General features: G+C 44.2%; 24 protein-coding genes, 1 tRNA gene and 1 other RNA gene. 19 read left to right on the top strand and 7 right to left on the bottom strand.

Annotation, left to right across the window (positions count from 1 at the left end; translation table 11 throughout):
- Positions 1–53: 53 nt before the first annotated feature.
- Positions 54–716: a PspA/IM30 family protein gene (locus BLR88_RS10660; protein ID WP_057897180.1), complete on the bottom strand. Its 663-nt coding sequence runs from the start codon at positions 714–716 to the stop codon at positions 54–56.
- Positions 713–994, bottom strand: a complete 282-nt coding sequence (locus tag BLR88_RS10655; protein WP_057897179.1) for a hypothetical protein — start codon at positions 992–994, stop codon at positions 713–715. Before BLR88_RS10655 ends, BLR88_RS10660 begins: the two co-directional genes overlap by 4 nt.
- A 479-nt stretch (positions 995–1,473) precedes the next feature.
- On the opposite strand from BLR88_RS10655, the gene BLR88_RS10650 reads away from it, so the two are divergent.
- The 9 genes from BLR88_RS10650 (at position 1,474) to tadA (ending at position 10,770) form a co-directional block, all read left to right on the top strand.
- Complete coding sequence (locus BLR88_RS10650) at positions 1,474–2,187, top strand: serine/threonine-protein kinase (protein ID WP_057897178.1); 714 nt, start codon at positions 1,474–1,476, stop codon at positions 2,185–2,187.
- Positions 2,188–2,593: 406 nt separating this feature from the next.
- Positions 2,594–3,961, top strand: coding sequence for a sigma-54 interaction domain-containing protein (locus BLR88_RS10645; protein ID WP_091260633.1), 1,368 nt, complete (start codon positions 2,594–2,596; stop codon positions 3,959–3,961).
- A gap of 208 nt (positions 3,962–4,169) precedes the next feature.
- Positions 4,170–4,931, top strand: coding sequence for an enoyl-CoA hydratase/isomerase family protein (locus tag BLR88_RS10640; RefSeq protein WP_057897176.1), 762 nt, complete (start codon positions 4,170–4,172; stop codon positions 4,929–4,931).
- A 22-nt stretch (positions 4,932–4,953) separates the two neighbouring features.
- On the top strand, positions 4,954–5,814 hold the full coding sequence (locus BLR88_RS10635) for a 3-hydroxybutyryl-CoA dehydrogenase (protein WP_057897175.1): 861 nt from the start codon (positions 4,954–4,956) through the stop codon (positions 5,812–5,814).
- A 4-nt stretch (positions 5,815–5,818) separates the two neighbouring features.
- The gene (locus tag BLR88_RS10630; RefSeq protein ID WP_057900184.1) at positions 5,819–6,955 is read left to right on the top strand and encodes an acyl-CoA dehydrogenase; all 1,137 of its coding nucleotides are present in this window, start codon (positions 5,819–5,821) and stop codon (positions 6,953–6,955) included.
- 10 nt (positions 6,956–6,965) lie between these two features.
- Positions 6,966–7,673, top strand: coding sequence for an alpha/beta fold hydrolase (locus BLR88_RS10625; protein WP_057897174.1), 708 nt, complete (start codon positions 6,966–6,968; stop codon positions 7,671–7,673).
- A gap of 265 nt (positions 7,674–7,938) precedes the next feature.
- The gene (zwf, locus tag BLR88_RS10620) at positions 7,939–9,492 is read left to right on the top strand and encodes a glucose-6-phosphate dehydrogenase (protein WP_254778300.1); all 1,554 of its coding nucleotides are present in this window, start codon (positions 7,939–7,941) and stop codon (positions 9,490–9,492) included.
- A 5-nt stretch (positions 9,493–9,497) separates the two neighbouring features.
- Complete coding sequence (locus BLR88_RS10615) at positions 9,498–10,136, top strand: cyclase family protein (protein WP_091260658.1); 639 nt, start codon at positions 9,498–9,500, stop codon at positions 10,134–10,136.
- A 163-nt stretch (positions 10,137–10,299) separates the two neighbouring features.
- Positions 10,300–10,770 (top strand): tRNA adenosine(34) deaminase TadA, encoded by a 471-nt coding sequence (tadA, locus tag BLR88_RS10610; protein WP_057897172.1) that lies wholly within the window; start codon positions 10,300–10,302, stop codon positions 10,768–10,770.
- Between the two features lie 75 nt (positions 10,771–10,845).
- Here the strand turns inward: tadA and BLR88_RS10605 are convergent, their stop codons facing one another.
- From BLR88_RS10605 to BLR88_RS10595, 3 genes are read right to left on the bottom strand one after another with little or no spacing between them, the layout of a single operon-like run.
- Positions 10,846–12,051 (bottom strand): ABC transporter permease, encoded by a 1,206-nt coding sequence (locus BLR88_RS10605; RefSeq protein WP_057897171.1) that lies wholly within the window; start codon positions 12,049–12,051, stop codon positions 10,846–10,848.
- A gap of 2 nt (positions 12,052–12,053) precedes the next feature.
- The gene (locus BLR88_RS10600) at positions 12,054–13,412 is read right to left on the bottom strand and encodes an HlyD family secretion protein (protein WP_091260629.1); all 1,359 of its coding nucleotides are present in this window, start codon (positions 13,410–13,412) and stop codon (positions 12,054–12,056) included.
- Positions 13,413–13,445: 33 nt separating this feature from the next.
- Positions 13,446–14,036 (bottom strand): TetR/AcrR family transcriptional regulator, encoded by a 591-nt coding sequence (locus BLR88_RS10595; RefSeq protein WP_057897169.1) that lies wholly within the window; start codon positions 14,034–14,036, stop codon positions 13,446–13,448.
- Positions 14,037–14,450: 414 nt separating this feature from the next.
- On the opposite strand from BLR88_RS10595, the gene BLR88_RS10590 reads away from it, so the two are divergent.
- Together BLR88_RS10590 and BLR88_RS10585 are read left to right on the top strand one after the other, a co-directional pair.
- Positions 14,451–14,543 (top strand) — tRNA-Ser (locus BLR88_RS10590).
- A 409-nt stretch (positions 14,544–14,952) separates the two neighbouring features.
- A complete protein-coding gene (locus tag BLR88_RS10585; RefSeq protein ID WP_057897168.1) occupies positions 14,953–15,435 on the top strand; it encodes a hypothetical protein in 483 nt (160 codons plus the stop codon).
- Positions 15,436–15,480: 45 nt separating this feature from the next.
- Here BLR88_RS10585 and BLR88_RS10580 read toward each other — a convergent pair whose 3' ends face one another.
- Together BLR88_RS10580 and BLR88_RS10575 are read right to left on the bottom strand one after the other, a co-directional pair.
- Positions 15,481–16,329 carry a family 1 encapsulin nanocompartment shell protein gene (locus BLR88_RS10580; RefSeq protein WP_057897167.1) on the bottom strand — a complete coding sequence of 283 codons (849 nt, stop codon included), beginning with the start codon at positions 16,327–16,329 and terminating at the stop codon, positions 15,481–15,483.
- Between the two features lie 25 nt (positions 16,330–16,354).
- On the bottom strand, positions 16,355–16,981 hold the full coding sequence (locus tag BLR88_RS10575) for an IMEF encapsulin system ferritin-like cargo protein (protein WP_236781992.1): 627 nt from the start codon (positions 16,979–16,981) through the stop codon (positions 16,355–16,357).
- Positions 16,982–17,438: 457 nt separating this feature from the next.
- Between BLR88_RS10575 and BLR88_RS10570 the strand changes: the two genes are divergently transcribed.
- From BLR88_RS10570 to BLR88_RS10535, 8 genes are all read left to right on the top strand, one after another.
- Positions 17,439–18,161 carry a hypothetical protein gene (locus tag BLR88_RS10570; protein ID WP_057897165.1) on the top strand — a complete coding sequence of 241 codons (723 nt, stop codon included), beginning with the start codon at positions 17,439–17,441 and terminating at the stop codon, positions 18,159–18,161.
- Between the two features lie 131 nt (positions 18,162–18,292).
- An RNA gene (ffs, locus tag BLR88_RS10565) (signal recognition particle sRNA large type) lies at positions 18,293–18,556 on the top strand.
- Positions 18,557–18,658: 102 nt separating this feature from the next.
- Positions 18,659–20,125 carry a PAS domain-containing sensor histidine kinase gene (locus tag BLR88_RS10560; protein WP_254778298.1) on the top strand — a complete coding sequence of 489 codons (1,467 nt, stop codon included), beginning with the start codon at positions 18,659–18,661 and terminating at the stop codon, positions 20,123–20,125.
- Between the two features lie 153 nt (positions 20,126–20,278).
- Positions 20,279–21,991 carry a DNA polymerase III subunit gamma/tau gene (gene dnaX / locus BLR88_RS10555; RefSeq protein WP_057897164.1) on the top strand — a complete coding sequence of 571 codons (1,713 nt, stop codon included), beginning with the start codon at positions 20,279–20,281 and terminating at the stop codon, positions 21,989–21,991.
- Between the two features lie 11 nt (positions 21,992–22,002).
- Complete coding sequence (locus BLR88_RS10550; RefSeq protein ID WP_057897163.1) at positions 22,003–22,323, top strand: YbaB/EbfC family nucleoid-associated protein; 321 nt, start codon at positions 22,003–22,005, stop codon at positions 22,321–22,323.
- A 23-nt stretch (positions 22,324–22,346) separates the two neighbouring features.
- On the top strand, positions 22,347–22,943 hold the full coding sequence (gene recR / locus BLR88_RS10545; protein ID WP_057897162.1) for a recombination mediator RecR: 597 nt from the start codon (positions 22,347–22,349) through the stop codon (positions 22,941–22,943).
- A 166-nt stretch (positions 22,944–23,109) separates the two neighbouring features.
- Positions 23,110–24,060: a CPBP family intramembrane glutamic endopeptidase gene (locus tag BLR88_RS10540; RefSeq protein WP_091260627.1), complete on the top strand. Its 951-nt coding sequence runs from the start codon at positions 23,110–23,112 to the stop codon at positions 24,058–24,060.
- A 63-nt stretch (positions 24,061–24,123) separates the two neighbouring features.
- Positions 24,124–24,390 (top strand): pro-sigmaK processing inhibitor BofA family protein, encoded by a 267-nt coding sequence (locus BLR88_RS10535; protein WP_057897160.1) that lies wholly within the window; start codon positions 24,124–24,126, stop codon positions 24,388–24,390.
- Positions 24,391–24,646 lie beyond the last annotated feature (256 nt).

Here is a 24,646-nt window from a genome sequence, read left to right as displayed (position 1 = left end):
CATTCCCTCGGCAGTCTTTATATTGCATCTTCTTTCCATCCTATTAAACCCGATTATGCTTTACTTTGAAGAAGTTTGTTCAATTCTTCTTCCACTTTGGCGTTGAGGATAGCTTGGCGTTCCTGCTCTTCGAGCGAGAGGTGGGCAGCGCGTATGTGTTGTCCGGCTTCCGCTTCCACCTCCATCATCATGACACGCTCTTCGATTCTTTCAAATCCTTTGGTCACGTTTTCTGTGTCAATAGAGTAAAGGGCGGCGTTCATTCGCTTGGTTGTTCGCGCAGCGTTAGCTCGTGCAATAAGCGCAGCTTTCTTGTTGCGCATTTCATAGAATTTATCTTTCAATTCCTGTAGTTGTCCGCGCAGAACATTGGTTTGCCCACGGACGGTTTCGTATTGCTTGCGGTACTCTTCTGCTTTGCTTTCGCAGATTAATTTGTCTTCCAGCGCACGGCGGGCAATGGCTTCGTCTCCGGCTTCTACTGCCAGTTTAGCCTGACGACTGCGTTTTTCGATGCGTGCTTCCGTTTCATCGAGCATCATTTTCCATTTTTTCTCAATAGCTACTTGGCGGGCGATCGCGAGTTCTGCTTGCGAGATTTCACTTTCCATATCCCGTATGTATTGATTTAGCATCGCCACTGGATCTTCTACATGATCCAATACTTGATTCATAGTTGCCAGTGTAATATTACGCATACGTTTTAAAATACTCATGAATTTGTTCCTCCTTGGTTTATTTTTTGTTCCCATAAATCTAATTCATCGACCTGTTTGGTTTCATAGGGATGGCGTGGCATCATATCGTATAACGGATTGGTTGTAGTAACCGCTGCTTTTCCCCGGGCTTTTTTGATAAGATTCCAGCCGGTATAGATGAAAAATCCGGCGATGAATAGTGGAATTAGAAACCCGAGATTGAGGATGCCAAGTAGCATAATGGCACCAAATCCCATTAATCCCATCCCGAAAAGATAGGAGCCTTTCTTTTTCATTCCCTTTCCTCCTTCATTTTTTGTTTCATGTTCCGTTTCTTGAGTTTATCTTAACCTGACAAGCACTTTTACTATAACAGGCGTCCGTTTGATTTTTTCTACGTCCTGGGACGGAGGAGCGAGTCAGCCTTAAGCCGAAAATGGAAGAATGTGCTAGATCATTTTTTTACCTTATAAGCAATAGGATAGTGTGATATAATAATTATCGAACCACAAAATGTTGTTAAGGCATGACATGTAATGTATATGAGTGTGATTGGAGTTAGACATAAATCTGACTCCAATTAGGGGAGTAGCTACCGGATACAATCCGGTCGGCATATCGTCAATACAGCGATGCAATCGCTCGGTATGCCGAGCCCTTTTTGAACCATTGGGTATGCAAGACCTTCACACATTGCCCGGGCGTTTCTTGGCGGTGTGCGGAGGTCTTTTTTGTTACAGAAATACAAACAACAGCGAAGGAAAGGTTGTTGCGTATGATGTGGGAACCGATCGTTCCGTTGATCGAGCAAATTAAAATTGTCCCGGTTGATGGGAATGAACTTGTGCATATTGCGTATGTGCCGAAAGAGATGGAGTGCGTGGGACGCGGGACGGATGCGGCTGTGTTTGTGTACTGGAAACACAGAAGATATGCATTTAAAGTGTACGCGGCGGGCCGGGAAGAAAAATTGGCGAATGAGATAGAAGCGTACCGCCGCTTGGGAGAAACCTCATATTTTCCTCGCTTTTACGGCAGAGGCGATAACTTTATTGTGATAAGCTACGAACAAGGTTTCAATTTGTATGACTGTCTCTTAAGAGGAATTTATATTGCCCCTTGGGTTATTGAAGAAGTGGACGCAGCGATACGCTATGCGCGCAGTGTAGGGTTAAATCCACGGGACATTCATCTAAAAAATATTATTTTGCAGAAGTCGGGTGTGAAATTAATTGACGTTTCCGAGTATGTAAAAGAGGACAGCGACCAACGCTGGGAGCATTTGAAAGAAGGATATCGTTTATTTTACCGTTTTATTGCCCGGCAGAGAATTCCAAAGTCGGTCATCGAGTTTGTAAAAAAAAGATATGAAAGTCAGAAAGACACAGATTTTTCAGTCAAATCATTTGGAGCTTCGTTGTTCCGCCTGTTTTTTTATGATAAAGAAAAAACGCTCCGTTTTAAGAACGGAGAGGAAACGATAGGGTGAAGGATATGGAAGGAATAAGAAATAAGGTGGCCTCTTTTGGAGAGAACCACCTTATTTTGTATAATGTAAGCAAGGAAAGTTAAATGTATGAAATGCCAAGACAAATAAGAACATATACTGAAACAATAAGTGACATGGTCATGAATAGTGTAAGCGCCGACTTTAATCGTTCCATCTGAATTCCCTGCCTTATTTAATCATTACACTATATCTCATTATAATTTAATCAAACAAGATGTCCATAAGGAACTTTCAAGAAATTCATAGTTTTTTTATTTGGAATTTTCATTATTTGTTACTTTCTCCCTGTATGTGTATATAAATAATGATCATCTTCATCTACCAGCGTACAAATGCTGAAAAATTCAAGATGATATATCATAGAAAAAAAGGGGGGATGAGGACAGTGAAGCTGGAGAATCATCTGCTTTCCATACTTGAGTCAATGCATGACGCAGTACTAGTTATCAGTAAAGATAGCACCATCGTATACGTTAATACCGCTTATTCGGTACAGTTCGGTGTACCTGTGCACAAAATTATCGGCAAAAAACTTAGCAAAGTCGAACCGAAAGCGCGGATTCTGGAAGTTCTTAAAACGGGACAGCCGTTGATTAATGATTATAGCTATCTGGATTCGCTTAATATTCATATTTTTGCTAATATGACTCCGCTAATTGAAAAAGGGGAGTTGATCGGAGCGGTCGCGATCATGAAGGATATTAGCGAATTCTACGCTTTGCAGGAGGAATTGCAGCGGTATAAAACATATTCTACACAGCTTGAGAAACAGCTAAACCAAAAAATTTTTTCGTTGCTAGAAAGTCATGCGCCCGGCATGCGGCAGGCAGTTGAAATGGCGAAAAAGGTGGCTGATTCGGAAGCGACAGTACTGTTGTTCGGGGAAACCGGTGTAGGGAAAGAAGTGTTTGCCCGTGCGATTCATGAGGCGAGCCCGCGCGGTGATAAACCGTTTATCGCAATTAATATGGCCTCGCTTCCGGAATCATTATTTGAAAGCGAACTGTTCGGATTTGAGGAGGGCGCGTTTACTGGGTCCCGCAAAGGTGGAAAGCGCGGGTTATTTGAGCTGGCGAACGGCGGAACTTTGTTTCTTGACGAAATCGGCGAGCTTTCGCTTTTTCTTCAGGCCAAGCTCCTTCGAGTATTGCAAGAAAGAGCGTTTATCAAAGTAGGTGGCACGACGATATATCCGCTTGACATACGCATCATTGCAGCCACGAACCGCGATTTGCAGAAATTAATGCGGGAAGGGAAATTCCGTCAAGATTTGTATTATAGATTGAATATTGTGCCGATCCATATTCCCCCGGTACGGGAGAGAAAACAGGATTTGCCTATTTTGATGAATAATATTTTAAGTGAATTAAAATCGAAGTATCGCAAGCAAGTTACCGTAACCCAAGAAGTATACGAAATTTTTGAACGATATGATTGGCCGGGAAATGTCCGTGAGCTAAGTAACGTGCTGGAGCGTATGATTGCTGTATGCTCCAAGTCTTACTTTGTGCCGGAAGATGTCCCGCCATTTGTGCGGGAAGGAAGCGTATTGAGCGAATCTCCCATAGAGCCATCGAGACAGTATGCGTCCGGCACCAATGCTTTAAATCTTCCAGCTCTGATTGAAAAAACAGAGAAAGAAATGCTGGAAGAAGTGCTTAGGACAAGCCGGACTCGCACGGAGGCAATTCGAAGGCTAGGTATTAGTCGCAAAACTTTCTATCAAAGGTTAAAAAAGTACAACATACAATAAGCAATGGCTTTAAATCTGTATCTTTAAGGAATTGATAATCCAAAAAGGAAACAAATTCGTTTCTTAATGAAACAAATTTTTTGTTTCCTTTTTATATAAATTACTATTTTTCTAGGGGCGATAAATTTTTAAAATTGGCACCATTATTGCTTTTGAATCATAAATGCTGAACCAAGATAAGTAATAGACGTTATGGAGGTGCGGAAAATTGAAAGTAACTTGGGAAGTAGATAACCGGCTTGGTCTAATTACGATTGATGCTCCCCCGGTAAACGCATTAAACAAAGCCTTTTTCAAACAGATGGACGAAATTTTACATACTATCGGCGATAGCTGCGATGTGGTGGTGATTTGTGGTGCGGGCGACAAAGCATTTGTAGCCGGTGCGGATATTAAAGAGTTTCCGGAATTGAAGAAGGAAGATGGCATCGAACTTTGCCGGCGAGGACAGCGAATTTTTCAGCGCATTGCGGAATTGAAGCAGCCGGTAATTGCAGCGATTGATGGTTTTGCGCTGGGCGGTGGTCTTGAACTGGCGCTGGCCTGCGACTTTCGCGTGGCGAGCCGCAAGTCCCAGCTTGGTCTTCCTGAAGTAAAGCTTGGCATCATTCCCGGCTATGGCGGAACGCAGCGTCTTGCACGCTTAGTTGGGCCAGGCAAAGCAAAACAGTTGATTTTCTCCGGTGAATTTATCTCTGCTGAAGAAGCGTATCGTATAGGTCTAGTAGAGATCCTAGTGGAAGAAAACGCGCTTGAAGAAGCGAAGCGCTGGGCGGGTATCATTATGAAGCGCGGACCGCTTGCCGTTCGTGCGGCAAAGCGGGTGATTGATGACGGACTGAGAGCATCGTTAAGTGAAGGATTGGAGATGGAAGCGCAGGCATTCGGTGAGATTTGTCTAACGGAAGACAAGAACGAAGGGGTCGCTGCTTTCTTTGAACGCAGGGAGCCTAGGTTCCAGAATAAATAATAAAAACAGGGGGAGAAACAATATGGCAAAAAAAATCGGGATTATCGGTTTCGGCACAATGGGCTCAGGTATTGCGCAGGCGGCAGTGGAAGCCGGCTTTACGGTAGTGGCTGTAGAACAGAAAGAAGAGTTTTTTGACCGTGGACTATCGGGCATTCAGAAAAACTGGAACCGTAGCATTGAAAAGGGACGCCTCACGGAAGAGCGGAAAAAAGAACTGGAAAGCGTGTTGACAACGACAGTAGATTGGAACAGCCTTAAAGACGCTGATTTCATTATTGAAGCTGTCAGCGAAAATATGGAATTGAAAAAAGAAGTGTTCAAGAAATTGGATGAGATTGTACGCGAAGATGTTATTCTCGCGACGAACACTTCAGGTTTGAGCGTAACGGAAATCGCCAGCGTAACGAATCGGCCGGAAAAAGTCATCGGCGTTCATTTCTTCAATCCGGTGCCAGTCATGAAGCTGGTAGAGCTTATTCGTGGCCAGAGCACAACAGAGCAGACATACCAGGAAGCTAAGGCTCTTGTGGAAGAGATGGGCAAAGAAACAATCGATGTTAAAGAAGCGCCGCTGTTTGCGGTAAATCGTATTCTCGTTCCAATGATTAACGAAGCGATTTTCGTGTTGATGGAAGGGACGGCAAGCGCCGAGGACATCGACAAGGGCATGAAGCTTGGCGCGAACCATCCGATCGGGCCGCTGGCGCTGGCTGATCTTATCGGTCTCGATACGCTGCTGTATGTGCAAGACTCTCTGTATGAAGAAACACAAGACTCGAAGTATCGCAGCGCGCCACTGCTGCGCAAACTGGTACGCGCGGGTCACCTTGGACGCAAGACCGGAAAAGGATTCTATGATTACACGAGGGGAACGAAGTAAGATGATGAATTTCGCATTAACGGAAGAGCAGAAGGAAATTCAGCGGGAAATTCATAAGCTGGCACAAGAAAAAATCAAGCCGCGTGCGGCGGAAATCGACGAGCAAGGCGAATATCCGTTTGATATTAAGGATTTGCTGAGCGAGTATGGATACATCGGTGCTAATCTGCCGGAAGAATATGGCGGAGCCGGGCTTGATTTGTTGAGTTATTGCTTGATTGTCGAGGAAGTGGCGCGTGTGTGCGCCTCTTCTTCCCAGATCATCACTGTGCAGGAACTGGGTTCCCTTCCAGTATTGCTGAGCGGAAACGAGGAACAGAAGCGGAGGGTTCTTCCTGATTTGGCGACCGGGAAGAAGCTTGCCTGCTTCGGACTGACCGAGCCGAGCGCTGGTTCTGACGTAAAAAGTATGAAAACGAGGGCAGAAAAAGACGGGAAATACTACCGGCTAAACGGTCAAAAATGCTTTATCACAAACGGCAACATCGCCGATATATATACGGTTTTTGCGAAGACGGATAAAGGTATTACTGCTTTTTTGATCGAAAAAGGAACACCTGGATTAAGCATAGGAAAGATCGAAAAGAAGATGGGAATTAAAGGATCGCCGACAGCGGAATTATTCTTCGAAGATTGTCGTGTACCGGAGGAAAATGTTATTGGAGAGGAAGGCCAGGGATTTCTTGTGGCGATGAAAACGCTGGATAAGACCCGGCCAGGTATCGGTGCGCAAGCGCTCGGCATCGCACAGGGGGCGCTGGACGTCTGCCTTGAATATGTCAAAGAGCGCGAACAATTTGGACGCCCGATCGGCTCATTCCAGGGGATTCAGTTTATGTTGGCGGACATGGCGACACAGATAGAAGCGGCGCGGGGGCTTGTCTACCGGGCAGCCAGCGCGCTTGATAATCTCGAAAGCACGGGGAAAGAACCGGCGTTGATGCGCCTGGCTTCTATGGCGAAAGTATTTGCTTCCGATGTCGCGATGAAGGTTACGACAGATGCGGTGCAAATTCTGGGCGGATACGGCTATATTCAGGATTTTCCGGTAGAGCGCATGATGCGTGATGCGAAGATTACCCAGATTTACGAAGGCACGAACCAGATTCAGCGCGTAGTTATTTCAAAATCATTGTTATAGGGGGAAAACGATGAGCCAATCCGGAAAGCTTCCTTTTGTATTGATTCACGGTGCGGGCGGAACGAAAGCAAAATTTCGCGGACTCGTAGAAAGAATGGACGGAGTTTCCTGCATTGCGCTTGATTTGCCCGGTCATGGTGAAAATACGAACATGCGCTGCAAAAGCATTGAAGAGTACGCCGATTGGGTAAGCGGGCAGATTGGCGGACAGGATGTGATTGTAGTCGGCCATTCGATGGGTGGTATGATCGGAATTGAAATGGCATCCCGCAATCCAAATGTGAAAGGGCTTGTGCTTGACGCAAGTCATTATGAGATGCCGGTTCATCCGAAAATCCTTGAAGAACTTGTGGCCGGTAGTTTCCCAGAATTTTTATTTAAAGCTTCTTATGGAAAAGAGACGCCCATTGAATTGTGGGAAGAAGAGCGAGAGCAGCTCAGCTGGGTAGAAACCTCTATTGTGCATGATGATTTTTTTGCTTGCAATCAATACAAAGGGGAAGACACGTTTAAACAACTGAACATTCCGATTTTAGCGGTATATGGATCTGAAGATAAATTGCTGCCGAAAGGCGCGTTGGAAAAAGCGGTCGCAGCAAATACGAATGTACAGACTAGAGTCATTGAAGGAGCAGGGCATTATATCATGCTGGAGAAGATAGAGCCATTCGCACAGGCACTACTTGAGTTTCGTCGGTTTGTATTGGCGGGCATATGAAGGCGAACAGGAAACATACAAGGAAGCGGAGAAAAACGAGACATCCCAATAAGCTTGGGGTCTCGTTTTTTTATTGTATACTTTCTCTCCATCAATTATCTCCCTTCTTGAGGTACACAGATGTTTCGCTGGTTCGACCAATAGGGTGAATGGCTGAAATAAGTTCAACATGGTAAAATAATTGTAATTCTCGTAATAAGAAAACAGGATATAATATACGATGAATATTTTTGAGGAAAAATTTCCGAAGTGAGGAGTGCGGTCGTTGTCTACGCAACAGGAAACAATCCCTTCCTTTATTTTCACCATTTTTGGTGCTACAGGAGACCTGGCAAAGCGTAAATTGTTTCCAGCTTTATATAGCTTATACCGTGAGAAACAACTGCGGTGCAATTTTGCGGTAATTGGTGTTGGACGTAAAAATATAGATAGCTTTGAATTCCGTACTTGGGTAAAGAATTCGATTGCAGAATTCAGCAGACTTTCATTGTGTGCAGGCGAAGAATGGGAACAGTTTGCCGCTCGATTTTCTTACATATCGTTCGATGTCAAAGATACTGCAAAATATGCTGCTTTACAATCGTTGGTAGAAGCGAAAGAGCAAGAGAACAAATTGTCGGGCAATCGCATGTTTTATCTGGCGATCGCGCCACAGCTATTTGGTACGGTGGCAACTAATTTGAAAGAAAGTGGTCTGACGAACACAAAAGGCTGGAAGCGTTTGATCATTGAGAAACCGTTCGGTCACGACTATACGTCCGCCGAAGCATTAAATGAAGAAATTAAACGATCGTTTGCGGAAGAAGAAATATACCGCATTGATCATTATTTAGGGAAAGAAATGGTGCAAAACATTCAGGTTATCCGTTTTGCCAATTCCATGTTTGAACCGCTCTGGAATAACCGTCACATTGATAATATTCAAATTACGGCCAGCGAAACGGTGGGAGTAGAAGATCGCGCATCATACTACGATCGTGCGGGTGCGCTCCGCGATATGGTGCAGAATCATATGCTGCAAATGGTCATGATGGTTTGCATGGAACCGCCGAGCCGCTTGAAAACAGAGGCGATCCGGGATGAGAAAGTAAAGGTTATGCGTGCGCTGCGTAGATTTTCGGAGGAAGAGGTAGACAGGCACATTGTACGGGGACAGTATATTGCCGGAACAATAGGTGGAAAGTCATTTTTGGGTTACAGGGAAGAGCCGGATGTGAATCCGGCCTCCACAACCGAAACGTTCGTAGCGGCTAAACTTTATATTGATAATTTCAGGTGGGCGGATGTTCCGATTTATATCCGCACAGGCAAACGAATGCCGGAGAAATTAACGGAAATTGTGATTCAGTTTAAAGAGTTGCCGAAACGGTTGTACTTTAATAAAAATAACGATTTAATGCCGAATCTGCTTATTTTTCGTATTCAACCGAACGAAGGGATTACTTTGTTGTTAAATGCGAAAAAGCAGGGCACAGACAGTCAAATTATTCCGATTGGGATGGAGTATTGCAACGATTGCGAAGCCGCTTCACCAGAAGCTTATGAAAGTCTTCTTCATGATGCGATTTTGGGAGATTCTACATTTTTCACGCGCTGGGACGAAGTAGCGCTCGCCTGGAAGTTTATCGATCCGATCCGTTGCGCCTGGGATAAAGACCCGTGTTCGCTTGCGGAATACGAAGTGGGTACATGGGGACCAGTGGAAGCACATGAGTTGTTGCAGAAAGACGGGAAACGCTGGTGGACAGGAAGCGATCATCGCGAACGTAAAACAATCAGAGCGGTGGAACGACCGAAATATCAAAGAGAAGAGGAATAATGGCGATGTACAAAATATATGACATATCAATGCCGATTTATCATGGTATGCCAGTGTATAAGAATAAAGAAGAAAAGCAGCCCCATATCCGGGTAGTTCAGGATTTTAATAGGTCTTCTGCCCGGGAATCACGGATTGACATGGACATGCATACAGGAACGCATGTCGATTCTCCGCTGCATATGTTGCCTGATGGCGGTACGATGGCGGATATTCCGGTAGAGCGTCTGTCGGGTTTTTGCCGCGTGCTTGACGTGACGGAAGTAAATGGCGGCATTACGCGCGCAGATCTTGAGAAATTTCAATTGCAAAAAGACGAGTTTGTTTTGTTGAAAACATACAACTCATTAACAGATAATTTTACGGTCGATTTTGTTTATCTCGCGGAAGATGGAGCCCGTTACCTGGCGGATATTGGGGTGCGTGGCGTAGGAATTGACGCGCTTGGTATCGAGCGCGATCAGCCAGGCCATCCCACACATAAAACATTGTTCGAAGCCGGTGTTATTATTCTTGAAGGATTGCGTCTTGGCGAGGTGCTGGAGGGAGAATATTTTATGGTAGCGGCACCGCTGAAAGTGCTTGAGACGGAAGCAGCTCCGGCGCGTGTTTTACTTTTTGCAGGATTGACAATCAAAAAATAGTGATATGCGCTAGGCCTCTCATTTAGTTGGGAGGTCGTTTTTCGTGGTAGGGGTAACCCCCCTTATGTTGCTTTAAAGCTTAATAGCAGTATAAAAATTGACAGGAGACTAGAGAAATTGCGAAAATAAAGCGGAATGAAAAGAAAATACGATGGTGAGATAGATGAGTGACGAATACTATATGGGTCTTGCGATTGAAGAGGCGAAAAAAGCGGAAGCGCTTGGCGAGGTACCGATTGGTGCCGTCATTGTGCGAGACGGTAAAGTGGTGGGCCGGGGATACAATCTGCGGGAAACTGCAAAAGACCCGATTGCGCACGCCGAACTTATCGCCATAAAGGAAGCGAGCGAAACGCTAGGCGGCTGGCGTTTGCTTGGAACAACGCTGTATGTCACATTGGAGCCATGTCCAATGTGTGCGGGTGCGATTGTGCAGGCGCGTATCCCCCGCGTTGTGTACGGTGCGATGGACCCGAAAGCAGGTTGCGCCGGCAGTTTGATGAATTTGCTTCAGGAAGAACGTTTTAATCACCAGGTAGAAGTGGTGCAGGGAATTTGTGAAGCGGAGTGTAGCGCATTGCTGAAAGATTTTTTTCGCGCTTTGCGGGAAAAACGAAAAAAGAAAACAGAATAAGCTGATCAAAAAAGCGCGAAAGCCTTATTGCTGGCCTTTCGCGCTTTTCAGTATTAGGCAACGTCTTTACCGTAATCAAGCAGGGAAAAAGGGCTGGCGCACTTCTTCTTGCTTTTCAGCTTGATTTTCCGCCTTCACAAAAAGCGGAGTAATCACGAAAGCGATAAAGTACGTAACGGCCCCCATAAGTCCGAGCGTCACGCAATCCCGCCATATCGCTTCGAAACCATGTCCTTTGATAAATATTTCGCGTACCCCATCCAGAAAATATGTGAGCGGAAGCAGGTGCCCCAATACGTTCAAGGAGTGCGGCATTGCTTCAAACGGCCATGTAAAGCCGGATAAAAGGAAGGATGGTACCGCGATAAGCATCGTAATCTGGGTCGATCCTACTTGATTCCCGGAGAAGAGGCTCGCCAAATATCCGATGCCGAGCAGAGCGAACACAAAGCTGATTGCTAATGCAAATGCAGGCAGGAATAAACCCCGGAAAGGCAGGTGGAACACGTACAGCGCAAGTGCAAATGCACTGACGTTGTTCACAAGTCCGATAAGGAAGTACGGAGCGGTCTTCGCGTACGCGATTCTCCAGGGTAAGCCGCGCCATACTGCGAAACGGTTCCAGATGCCTTTTTCTTTATCCCGTGTCACAGTCAGTGCTACGCCAAGCAGAAGCACCTGCTGAAGGATAGCACCAATAAGGCCGTATACAAGAAACTCGTTATAATTAAACAGCGGGTTATACAGAACGCGGGAACGGAACGGAATCTGCGCGAAAGTCGCCGCAATTTGTTCGTCCTGCAATCCTTGTTGTTTAAGTTTAACAGAAGACACCCCGTAGCTGAACGTCGTAACTACCTGGTTGGCCGCACGGGTAGCCGAGTTGGAGAAGAGCATATTGCTGCCGTCCACCAAGGTTAATACCGGTACGTTTTCTCCGTGCTTTAAGCGCGTGGAGAAATCATTTGGAATGATAATTCCAACGCGTGCTTGCCCGCTTTCTATCGTTTGTTGCACTTCGTTTTCCGATAACGTGTGCTTGATAATATGAAATGCCTCGGTTTGCTCGAAAGCTTGAACGATTTGCCGGCTCAACTGACTATTGTCGCCATCGAAGACGACCGTTGGAATGTCAACGAGACGCTGGGTGCTGTACAAGTAGCCGAATAGCGCTGTATAAAGCAGTGGTACCAGAAATAGAATGGCAAAGAGACGGCGGTCGCGAAGAATGTTGAGCCACTCTTCGCGGATAATGTCTCCCACTTTGAGCGGAGATTGCATTGTTACTTCGCCCCTTTACCTTGCCATTGCAGCGTCATACCCGTGGCTACGGTATCCGGCAAATTGATTAACGTAACTTTTACGCCGAACGAGCGTATATCCGTATCCCCCATTTTTTGGCTTGGTTTTTGAATCGCAAAATCGGCGGCTGGTTCGATGACGGTAACTTTCCCTTTAACCATTTTTCCAGTTGAAATCAGTTTCATATTCACAATATCGCCGACTTTAAGGGTGCTGAGCTCGGTTTCTGGGAAGTAGAATTTGGCCCAGCGATCTTGTGTTGTTTCGATTGTAAATACCGGGAAACCGGCTCCTACCAGTTCACCGATTTGTGCTGATTGAGAGGTAATGATCCCATCACTCGGCGCACGGAGTTCCGTATAGCTAAGGTATGTTTTCGCTTCCGCCAGCGCCGCTCGTGCCTGTTCAACGCTGGCATTTGCCTCGTTCACAGTCGCTTGCGCCTTGGTAACGTTGGCTTGAGCTGAAGAAACGGAAGACGACGCCTGAGAAATACCTGCTTCTGCCGCTTGCACATCACTTTCGCGTAGTTTAACTTCTCCTTTGCTTGCTTCCGCCAGTGCCGCTGCGGCTTTCGCCTGTTCAAGCTGCGCTTCAGCGGCTTTGATTTCTTCTGGACGCGGACCGTTTTGTACCATTTCCAATTGCTTTTGCGCTGCTTCGTATTCCGCTTTTGCTTTCTCATAGTTCAATTTTGCTTCATCCACTTTCGCTTGCGGTACGGCGCCTTGTTGAAATAGAGTTTTCATACGGTTATAGTTATCTTCTGCGATACGGAACGCTTCTTTCGCAGCACTAGCTTTAATTTTTGCCTGTTCGCGTTCTTCTTTACGGGCCCCATTTTTTAGTGCGTCCAGTTGCGCTTGCGCAGCTTTTACGGCCGCCTGTGCTTGCGCGACTTTGCGTTCGGCTGTCTGGGCGGTTACGTTAACCGCGTTTTGGCCCTGCGTCTTTTTCGCCTCAGCTGCCGATACACCTGCTTGCGCTTGTTTAACGCCGGCGTTTGCTGCCTCTAGAGCGGCTTGTGCCTGTTCAACGCCGGCGTTTGCCTTGTTTAGAGTCGCTTGCGCCTGCGCCGCCTTATCCTGTAGCTCTTTGCTTTCTAGACGGGCCAGAAGCTGCCCTTTTTTTACGTGGTCGCCCTCTTTAACATAAATTTCGCTGATGCGTCCGCTCATCTTAAAGCTTACATTCATGTTGGTCGCTTCCACATATGAGATTGGCTGGCTGACAGAAGCCGCTTTGATGCGGCCTGTTTCCCCGTAAGAAGACAGAGCATACGCACCGCTTCCGATCAGCAGTACCATGATGCTGAACATAATGATACGGATAGCTTTCATTTCTCTCCCACCTCTGTTTATTTATCTTTACAATTAATCTTCTTCGAAAATGCCCAACATATGGAGGGCCAAGTTTTGTAGGCTATAGCGCAGTCCCGGATTGTCGAGCGTTCCTTCGTGAATGATGGTGCGCATAGCCGTAAAACCAATCATGCCGAAGAAACTGCTGGCGACGGCGTTCACTTCAATATTTGACGGCAACTTACCTTTTTCTTTCGCCGTTTGCAGTTCTTGTTCCAGAAGCACGAAGTATTCCTGCAGCACGTAGCGGATGGTATGGTGGCGTTCCTGTGTGCCCCAACTTCGGCTGAGCAGCAAACGACAGAAGTCCTGTTCGTTCTGAAAAAAGTCCAAATGAGCCTCGATTAACCGAATGACACGTTGTCGGAAGTCGTTTTTGTTCACTACGTCCACATAATCATGAATCATGCCTATAAAATTCTGGACGCCGGATTCCATAACGAATATATACAGGTCTTCTTTCGTCTTAAAGTTGTAGTAGAGCGTGCCTTTGGCCACGCCGCAAATTTCGGCGATTTGTTCCATTGTCGTTTCGTTAAAGCCTTTTTCTGCGAACGCTTTAAGCGCTCCTTGGAAAATTAGCTCTTTCGTTTTTGCGCGCATTATTTTTTTGTCCACCTCATTTTATACTGACTAGTCAGTTCAAATTCATTTTTTATTATAAAAGGGAAGAAGAGGAAAATCAATACTTATAGATTTAGGTATAAAAAGTACTTTCTTTATGCAAGAGGGCATAAATTTATATTTTTTATACTTCTTTGGAAGTTTGGAACGGGATCACTATTGCTGGATGAATATGATAGCCAGTACGCCGAAAGCCAAACAGGTCGGTCTGTAATCTCTGAATAATTAAGGTAATCGTTCGTATCAGACTTGGAAATGTCGTTGTTTATTGTAACGACAATGTTACAAATTATGTATATGTATCGTTATTTTGTGGCAAAGGAAAGTGGAGGGTTGATTCTTCCGAAGAGATTATGCTAGCATAATTTCTAGACTCCATGTTTTAGTTTTTGCGGAGATGTACCCAAGTCCGGCTGAAGGGGACTGACTCGAAATCAGTTAGGCGTCGCAAGGCGCGCGGGGGTTCAAATCCCTCCATCTCCGCCATACATATCATATGCAAAGCTTGATAAATCAACATTTTTGAACGCTAGTGTATTCAGGAAGCGATACGTTGATATAGTTGAAATCGAGGCGACTGATTCATCCGAAAATTAGCAAGGTGAATGAGCGAGAACTATTTTTCTACAGTTACATATATGTTATGAATATGCCTCCTAACATGGATAAACATGGAAGGAGGTTTTTTGTTGAAAAAATGAATGTACGTGACAACCGTATTGGGCGTAAGAAGCATACGTGGTTTGTTAGTTGAACCAATATGTTATTTTTGACTTCTACGGATTGGAAGGGACGAGAATGATTCTTACTATTGACAAGAGTCCTGTCCTTTAGTAGTATGAAACTGAGAATCAATATCAACAAAAGCGCTTACGAGTAATAGAGGGGGACAGCAATGGGGTATCAAGTAAAAGGTTTGATGGATATCCACACTGTTTTGTCTAATGAGAGAAAACTGGGCGGAGTTATTGAGGTAGAATACCTTCGCTTGCGCAGTGGAGAACAATTCCCGAATGCCGTGATCACGAGTATTGAAATGGCTGGTAACGCCATTTATTCTGTAGGTTTTATTACAGAGCAAGGAAAGCAATTTATTGCTCATGTCGATGAAATCAGCATTATTTTAGAACCGGTTCATAAGCGCATTTGTGAAATGTCAAATGAATCTTATAGACAGATCAAAACGGTTGAAAAGCTAAAATACTTAAAAAAGTTACTTCAAGCAAATGCAGGAAGCTGTACCCCAACGTTCAGAAAAGAAGTGGAACAATTGGTAGATGATATTGGAGTGAATGTAGCTGCCAATGAGGTTGATCTCTCCTTTATGGAACCAAGGAGAGAAGACAAAAAAAGGGGAAATCGGATAAGAATAGCATAAAAAAAGATAAGAGGCACCTGTGAAGGTGCCTCTTTTGATTTTGTTTTAACTGTCAGAATCCTCCAGAGTGCAAATTGCACTGGGGCGTTTGATACGGAGAACAATTGCTTCGTGTACCCGGAACAAATGATTCATATTCTCGGTATCAAGGTAAGCGGTGTGAAAGTCTTCGGCAATGGCCAGATCTAAATTATGTTGGCCCGTATTTACAATCACGCCAGCCTTTCCTTTAATTTCTGGTGATTGGAATACACCGTCCGTTACGAGTTCGCGCACGTGTTCAATTTCTAAGACATTGGTTCCAGGGTGAACGCGGTGAAGAAGGGAGTAGAGTTCAGGAGATAAGACCATAGCATAAGGGCCGGTGTATCCCATTTGCTGTAGTTTGCTAATCGCTTCAACCACATCTTCGAAAGCCTGTCCTGACTTCATCCACTCACCACGGATGTGGGTAAGACGACCCGGGACGTTCATGAGTCCAGAAAGTTCAAATTGAGGAGAACCGTTAAAAATAAGATTATCCTCCAAACGGGCGCATTGGACGGCGGCGTTCGCAGCAGGGCTCATATCAATAGGGATTCCTAACGTTTTTGCTTGTTCTAGGTCACGCCAGTAAAGAATAAAGTCTTTATATAACATAGGGATAGACAAATTGACCCGACGAGTAGGCTGGGACAGCTCTAAAGATTCTCCGCGTAGGCTGATTCCTCCATCTTGAGGCTCCTCAAAGATATCGTTATTTACAGTTTGAATTCCCTCTCCCAATGGCCCGTAAATATCAATGAAACGGCGACCAATAAGCTGTCTTCTGGCTGCCTCTATTACGATTTCTTCCATTCTATTCCAATTCTGTTCGGTCAGAGGAGAATCAGGGAACTTTCTTAGTTTGTCCATAATGTTGAAACCTCCTGGTTTGATGTTAACGTAACGTTTTAAGACTTCCTACGGTTAATCCTTTCTTGTGGCGTACAGAAAGGCTTGGTTTAGGAAATGCTGAATTTACCGCAGGGACTGAAAGATGAGCCTCTTTTTTTTCTTTCGCTTCATGTTCATGATCATGGGCTGCTGTTAATACATTATGCTTTTCTGATTCCTTGACGGATACGGAATTATTAGAAGGAAAATTCTCGTTCATGAGAGAAAGAATTTTTTTTACCCATAAATAATCCGCTTTTGTTTGCTCTAACATGGAATGTAGCATTTGGTTATGTTCCTCGTCTTTAAAGTGGTACATCGCTAAATCCAGATGCTCCAAAAAGTTGTGCAGACCCAATTTTTCCAGGTTTATATCTTGGAGAAGATGAATGAACTCTTGATTTGTGATGCGAATCGTCTGCTCGTTATTTAAAAAGCGGGACAATTTAGGCATAAGTTCATCAAGCCGTTCTAGCCGTTGTTCTTCTTCTTCGTAAATGTGATGAAAATAAAGGCGCTCATGTTCGTCTTGAGCTTGAGCAATCACGGGAGAGAGCATGTCCATAAAGATACGGATTCTATCCCGATTGCGATTGAATACATGGGAAAGTTCTAATAAATGTTCAATCATGATCACATTTCGCCTCTTTACAGGGTTTTATAAAATACAATTGATGATAACTACAATTCCATTAGGTAGGATTTCCAATTGCTAAAACATTATAGCTAGGAAAAGTAATGTAAACATGACGTCCTTTTAAGTTTCACTGAGGAAGGAATTCCATATAAATTTCAGTATATCAACGACTTTATTCAGTTTATGGATCAAAGGCAATATGCTGACATATGAACAAATCTGCCGAAAAATTTGTTGGATCGGCTTAGCGGAAGGCATGGCTTATTAGAAGACATACAGAATGGTTAGGAGAGCCTCCAAGAAATTTGCCTCGTCGGGAACTTTATTGACTTATTTTTATTGACTTATTAAAGAGAAAAAATTTCTGGACTAAAATGCGGAAACATGTAAGAATTTCTTTAGAGGAAGAATGGCTTTTCCTTTTTGAGAAAGGGGAAAGAGGAGAATCTACATGAGAAAGAGAAGCATTGTTTTATCCTTGATTGTTGCAACATCCGTTATTAGTGTCGGAATTTTTATCGTGTCGTCTATTATGCAGAATGTGCAGGCGGACGATGAAAACATTACAGATATTGGGTCTATAAACGAGCCGCCTTATCAAGTCAACATCGACGAGAATGCTACACCTTCCGAATTTGAAGCAGAAATGCGCAAAAGCCTTGTGTATCAAAAAGTGGAAAAGCCCAAAATTCCGGTTTCGGATCCTCGTTTGGAAAAAATACAAGATACCTTTTCCATTATCGAACAGCCTTTTGAAAAACCTGCGGAACAGCCGCGCAAAGGACGCCCTGATAAAATGTCCATTGATCCATTTACCGGAGATGCGAAATATACGAACGGAATTGTAATTAACCGTGAAGGGCGTGCTACCAAAATACCTGAGGGCGCCTCTCCTTTTCGTGGGCAAATTGCTCCTATTGTGCGTGTCATGACCGAAGAAATTGCGGAGATGACAAAACGGCCGTATTCAACAGAATTGGCGTTTGATATTATGAAACGGACAACTGAACTGCAAAAATATATGGATATGCTCGAACTTCCGGAAGTCACCGGGCTGCTTATCGAGATAAATACATATATTACGAATGGGAAAGGGTCATTTGATAAAGCTGCGGCGATGATTCAGGAAATTAATAAATTGGTTAACTTCGACAAACTTGAACAAGAAAAGTAAACAAGACAAGATATTTTTGCTGTGCCATAACTTACAGGAGCAAGTCGCTTGGGTATGGCTTGCGCGGTCTTTTCTTTTTTGATAAGATAATTAGGCAGCGATGCTGCAACTAAACATTGTGTATAAGTTTGCCGTACTAGACGGGGAGGTAGCGGTGCCCTGCACCCGCAATCCGCTATAGCGGGGTTGAATTCCTGCCCGAGGTGCGTTTCATGTGGGGTCAGGTCTGTGAAAGTGGTGTTGAGAACCGGGTCCTGCGCAACGGAAACCCATGAACCTGGTCAGGTCCGGAAGGAAGCAGCCATAAGTGGATCATTTCGTGTGCCGTAGGGGAGCCTGGTTTGAGCTAACTACATGGATTCGCCCGGATGAGCGTATCGACGGCAGGTGTGCGGCTTTAGTTTTATAAAAACTCCTAGCGTATAAAAGCGCTAGGAGTTTTTCTCATAAATAAAGCCAAGCCCCAAAAAAGGAGTTTGTAGAAATAAACAGAATATATGAATATGGTAAATATCTCCGGAGATGGGGTGAGAGATAAGATGCCGGGAAACATTTTGCAGTTAAGAATGGGTATGGATGAGTTAATGTGTCACTTACATAGTATTCCTTACGCCGCCTTTTTTTTCGACAAGGAGGGGCGGGTGATAGAAGCGAATTCGATATTGCTTCAGGCAACTGGTCATACGTATAAACAAATAAAGAAGAAGACCCACTATGATTTGTTTGTGACGAAAGATTCTTTTGGTGCATGGCTTGAGCATTTTCGGATTATGAGCGAAAAGTCAAACCGTGTGCCGCGCGGCTTATTGAAGTTACGCTCCGGGAAAACGTGTGCATGTGATATACTGATTTACAGCTATAGTTTCAGAGGAGAAGAGGCGCATTATATTACTCTACCCACTATCCAGGAGAACACCAATCATTCGCTGTTATCTTGTTTTTACCAGCAAATTATCAAAAACATTAATCTGGGAATTATTATATTAGATGAGGATGCTTGTATCGCCGAAATTAGTGAGGAAGCCTGCAAGATACTTGGCGTAGAGAAGTGTCATGTAATTAACCGCACCATTGAGGATGCGTTTCCAGGAATGAAGGAAGAGCAGGGGGTTATTTCTTCAGCTTTGCTAAAAGGAGTTACCGTTTCCGATAAAGCCTATTCCTGGTTTAATGGCAATCAACGCTTCGAATTGATTGTGGACTCTAATGTGTTAAGAGATGCAGCAGGGGAGATTACGGGCGGATATTATATTTTTAAAAATGTGACAAATATGAGCTCTCTAGAAGATAAAATCGAGCGGAGCGATAAGTTGGCCATGATTGGTCAGATTGCTGCTGGAACGGCCCACGAAATACGCAATCCGTTAACTTCCATCAACGGATTTCTGCAAATGATCCGCAAATCGCTTGTAGAAGCAGGAATGGAAAGAGAGAAGGGTTATACAGACATTATGTTGACTGAAATCAAGCGTATCAATGAATTGGTAAGCGAATTTTTGCTTTTAAGCAAGCAGAAAGAAATTCAGTACAAGCTGGTTGATGTAGAGCAGGTATTTATGGAAATTCTTCCTATTGTTGAGAATGAGGCTCTTTTGCACGGAGTGGAAGTATTGGTGGAAAAAGAAAGTCCACTTCCGCTTGTTATGGGCGATAGCGAGATGCTGAAGCAAGTTTTTTTGAATATTGCGAAGAACGGAATCGAAGCGATGGGAGGACAGGGGACGCTTACCATCCGGCTTTTCCATACGGATAGTTATGTAGAGATCACCATCCATGACACTGGGCCTGGTATTCCTCCATATTTAGCTGATAAAATTTTCGAGCCTTTTTTTACAACGAAGGAAGAAGGAACAGGTCTTGGCTTGCCTGTATGTCAGAAGATTGTTCATGACATGGGTGGTAGCATTCGAGTGTCGAACAAAGGCTACGGAACCATTTTTCATGTTCTCCTTCCTTCTTGCTAGCCGCTTTCTCTTTCCCTTTTCCGACGAGTAAAGAAAGTGGTATAATGAAAGTCGCATAAAATTTTAATTGGCTGTGCATTTTTTTGCATTTGTATAGAGTAATGGAAGTTTGCAGACTGTAATAGATGCACACAGGAAAGATGGAGATGCAAAATGGCTTACCAAGCATTGTATCGAATTTGGCGTCCGCAGACGTTTGCGGACATTGTAGGCCAGGAGCATGTAACGCGGACTTTGCAGAATGCGCTTAAAGAACAGCGTTTTTCCCATGCTTATCTATTCAATGGACCAAGGGGAACAGGGAAAACGAGCGCGGCCAAAGTGATGGCCAAGGCGGTGAATTGCGAGAAAGGACCCGCACCTGAGCCGTGTAACGAATGCGCTGCCTGCCGTGGGATTACGGAAGGCTCAGTTGTTGATGTCATGGAAATAGACGCCGCTTCCAACCGCCGTATTGAAGAGATTCGCGATATCCGCGACAAAGTGAAGTATGCGCCAACGCAAGTTCGGTATAAAGTATATATTGTTGATGAAGTTCATATGCTGACGCCGGAAGCGTTTAACGCGTTATTAAAAACGTTAGAAGAGCCACCGGCTCATGTTATTTTTATTTTGGCTACAACCGACCCACATAAACTTCCAGCCACGATTATTTCGCGTTGCCAGCGCTTTGATTTTCGGCGTATTAGCAGCGCGTTAATTGTGAAACGGATGAAGCAGGCGATTTCCGGGGAGAATGTGCAGGTTTCTGACCAGGCGCTTACGTTTATCGCGCGTATGGCGGAGGGCGGTATGCGTGATGCACTCAGTCTTCTTGATCAGACGCTTTCATTCGGCGGCGAGAGAATTGAACTTGAAGATGTGATGGCGATTACCGGCGCTGCCCCGCATACGATGCTGGCGGAGGCAGCCAAAAGTATTGAGGAAGGTTCCGCTTCCGACGTGCTGGATATTGTACAGCGCCTTGTTCAGAACGGTAAGAGTCCGGATCAGTTCTTGGATGATTTATTGTTTTATTTTCGTGATCTTCTACTTTATAAGACGGCGCCTCAATTGGAAGAGATTCAGGATCGTATGATACTTGATCCCGAATTTAAGGGGCTTGGGGATACGTTTGATCGTTCCCGCTTGTTTTTTATCATTGAAAGGCTGAATCAAGCGAAACATGACATGAAACGGGCGAGTCAGCCTCGAATCATGCTGGAACTCATTCTGATTCAGCTTTGTCAGAGCAAAGGTGAAAGCCAGGTTTCCGCTGCTGAGACGGAAGGTTTATCTGAAGATGTAGAGCAACTAAAGCGGCGTATTCATATGTTAGAGAAACAGGTTAAACAGTTGGAACAAGGAGGCGCTACAGGACAGGCAAGCTTTTTGGCTTCTACGTCTCGCAGGGAAACAAGACGTTCTAGCATGCAGCCGACTGTGAAAATTCCGACCGCGCGAATCCGGGAAGTAGCAGCCAATTCCATTGAACCTCAACTTAAACGGCTATGCGCCATTTGGCCGGATATTCTCCAGCAGGTGAAAGCGAGAAGTTTTCGTCTACATGCATGGCTTCTGGACGGCCGTCCTGTAGCGTTATCTCAGACGGGATTGGTCGTTTGTTTTAAAAGCGTGATTCATTGCGAAACAACGGCCCGTGAACTGAATAAGCAGCTCATTGAAGAAGTTGTAAAAGGATTTATCAACCGTCCCATTGAATTGTTTACGTTAATGGAGAATCAATGGAAAGAAATCAGTGAATCTTTGGCTGTTTCTACCGAAGGGGGAGCGAAGCAAGATACAGAAGCGGAATCGCAACCTGATCCTATCGTGGAGGAAGCGGTAAGGTTGTTTGGTGAAGACTTGGTAGATATAAAAGATTAGGAGGAAACAATATGTTTGGTGGCGGAAATATGCAAAACATGATGAAACAAATGAAAAAAATGCAGCAGCAAATGCAAAAAGCGCAAGAAGAGTTGAAGGAACAGACGGTGGAAGGCACATCCGGCGGCGGTATGGTGACCGTGACGGTCAATGGTCATAAAGAAGTACTGGGGGTAAAAATTAAGCCGGAAGCTGTAGATCCCGATGATGTAGAAATGTTGGAAGATTTGGTGCTGGCTGCGGTTACAGAAGCGATGAACAAGGCTGATGAACTGGTGGCAAAAAGTATGGGTAAATTTACCGGAGGCATGAAGCTACCAGGATTATTCTAATCTGAGATATAGGGGAGACCTACGTGTATTATCCCGAACCGATAGCGAAACTGATTGACGGATTTATGAAATTGCCAGGCATTGGGCCAAAGACGGCAGCACGTCTGGCTTTTTTTGTGTTGGGTATGAAAGAAGATGATGTCTTAGAGATCGCGAAGGCATTGGTAAATGTTAAGCGAAATTTGGTGTACTGCTCTGTGTGCCAGAATATTACCGACGTGGATCCTTGTCGGATTTGTTCCGATACATCTCGCGATCAGTCCGTAATTTGTGTTGTACAAGAACCGAAAGATTTGGTTGCGATGGAGAGAACGCGGGAATATAATGGATATTATCATGTATTGCACGGCGCGATTTCCCCTATGGAGGGGATAGGGCCGGAAGATATCCGAATTCCAGAGTTGTTACGCCGCCTAGAAAATGAGGAAGTAAAAGAACTGATTTTGGCTACCAACCCCAATATCGAGGGAGAAGCGACGGCTATGTATATTTCACGATTGGTGAAACCGTTTGGCATTCGTGTCACTCGAATTGCTCATGGCCTCCCGGTTGGCGGAGATTTGGAGTATGCAGATGAAGTGACCATTTCGAAAGCGCTGGAAGGAAGACGAGAGCTATAGAAGTGCTATCCTTTTCAAAAGAAAGCGGTATGTTCAACATTGTGGTCATCCTCTTTGAGGATCAGGGACCAGTATTTGTTGAAACGCCGCTTTTTATTTTATGTTTGTTCTTTTTGTTGGACAAAGTGAATAAATATGCTGATACAGGGTATAGAGAGGTGAGTATGTGAACAGAAATGAACGGTGGGAAAAAATAGCGTTTTTTTCTGCTTTGCTATTGCTGGCGGGTTATGCGTCCAGCATAGGGCTTGAGTTTTCATTTTTGCAGTGGGTGCCCACCGAGCAAGGGAAATGGCGTGTAGAATCGTCTGAAGAAGTAACCTTATTTAGTTTTTTTCTTTTTGTCAGTACTTTATTTTTAAGTATTATTCCTGCTTTCTTTTTTATTCCCGCCCTGTTAAAAATGAGGAAAAATGAATTTCTTGGTTGGGAAACAGGAGTTTCCGGAAGATATGCTATGTATTATTTCGCTTTATATCAGATCTTTCACGGAATTATCTCCCTTCTTTATCTGTTTTTTCAATACCCTTGGTTCTCCGAACATTCTATCTGGGGATTTTTTGAAGCATTTTTGTCGCAGTTCATAATGCTGTTGTTGGCGCTTTTACTTTTTAAGGACAGAATGCGTGACTTAGGATTTGTTCGCCCTGCTAAAGGTAAACAATTACTTTGGGTCATCATTATTTTTTATTTATTTTCTACGTTTTTGCTTGATTTGGTGGTTACAGTACCGATAGCTGATTATTTTAATTTTGAATTGGATTCTTGGCGGGAAGAACAAATTTCCGGTGAGGTATTGCAGGCCAAAAATGTTAGCTGGTTTGCAAGTATGATTGAAATTATTCTTGTTGGTTTGTTTGTGCCGGTGGCCGAAGAGACGATGTTTCGCGGTGTGTTGCAAACGGCGTTGGTAGAGCGATTTGGTGCTTTGGCTGGTATATTGGGTTCCAGTTTATTATTTAGCGTGATTCATGTAGATCCTGTTTTGTTTCCACCGCTATTTACAATGGGACTGATTTTAGGTTTTTTACGCCATTATTACCAAAGCATTTGGGTTCCCATTATGTTTCATGCGCTAAATAATACGATTACTGTGCTCATTTATTTTTTTCAATAAAATGTAAGTAGATCTTCAGTCCATGGTCATGATCCCCATAGAATTAAAGAAAGGAGCGGAAGAATGGATAATTTAACAATTGGACTTGTCGTGGCGGTGGCTGTGTTGGTTTTTCTTTTAATGAACCAGTCAGCATGGGGGTGGGTAAAATGGATTGGATGGGGATTAGGGAACGTTGTGATTGGAAGTATCATTCTTTTTCTTTTTAACCTTGTTGCCGAGTCTTTTTCTTTTGAAATCCCTGTAAACCCTGTTACTGTTACGATTACGGGTTTTTTAGGCTTTCCGGGACTGGTCGCACTTGTTATTATAAAGCAATTTATTCTATAAAATTTGTTGCCGATGGATTGTTAACTATGATAAATTATCAAAAGTCCGCCGTTACGGGCTTTTATTTTTGTTAATGTAAACTTTGTTCAAGAAAATGAACAAAAGATATTGACACCTAAAATTGTTTATGATAATTTTATAAAGTCGCCACTAAAAAGAGGCGAAATAAAAGAAGTTCCTTGAAAACTGAACAGTGACACTCGTTTGTGTGCGAGGTAAATATCCCATGAAAGTGAAGGTCAGCTTCAAAGTTGAT

It is taken from the genome of Aneurinibacillus thermoaerophilus (assembly GCF_900099925.1).
Classification (GTDB): Bacteria; Bacillota; Bacilli; order Aneurinibacillales; family Aneurinibacillaceae; genus Aneurinibacillus; species Aneurinibacillus thermoaerophilus.
This window is presented reverse-complemented; position numbering and strand designations above follow the sequence as displayed.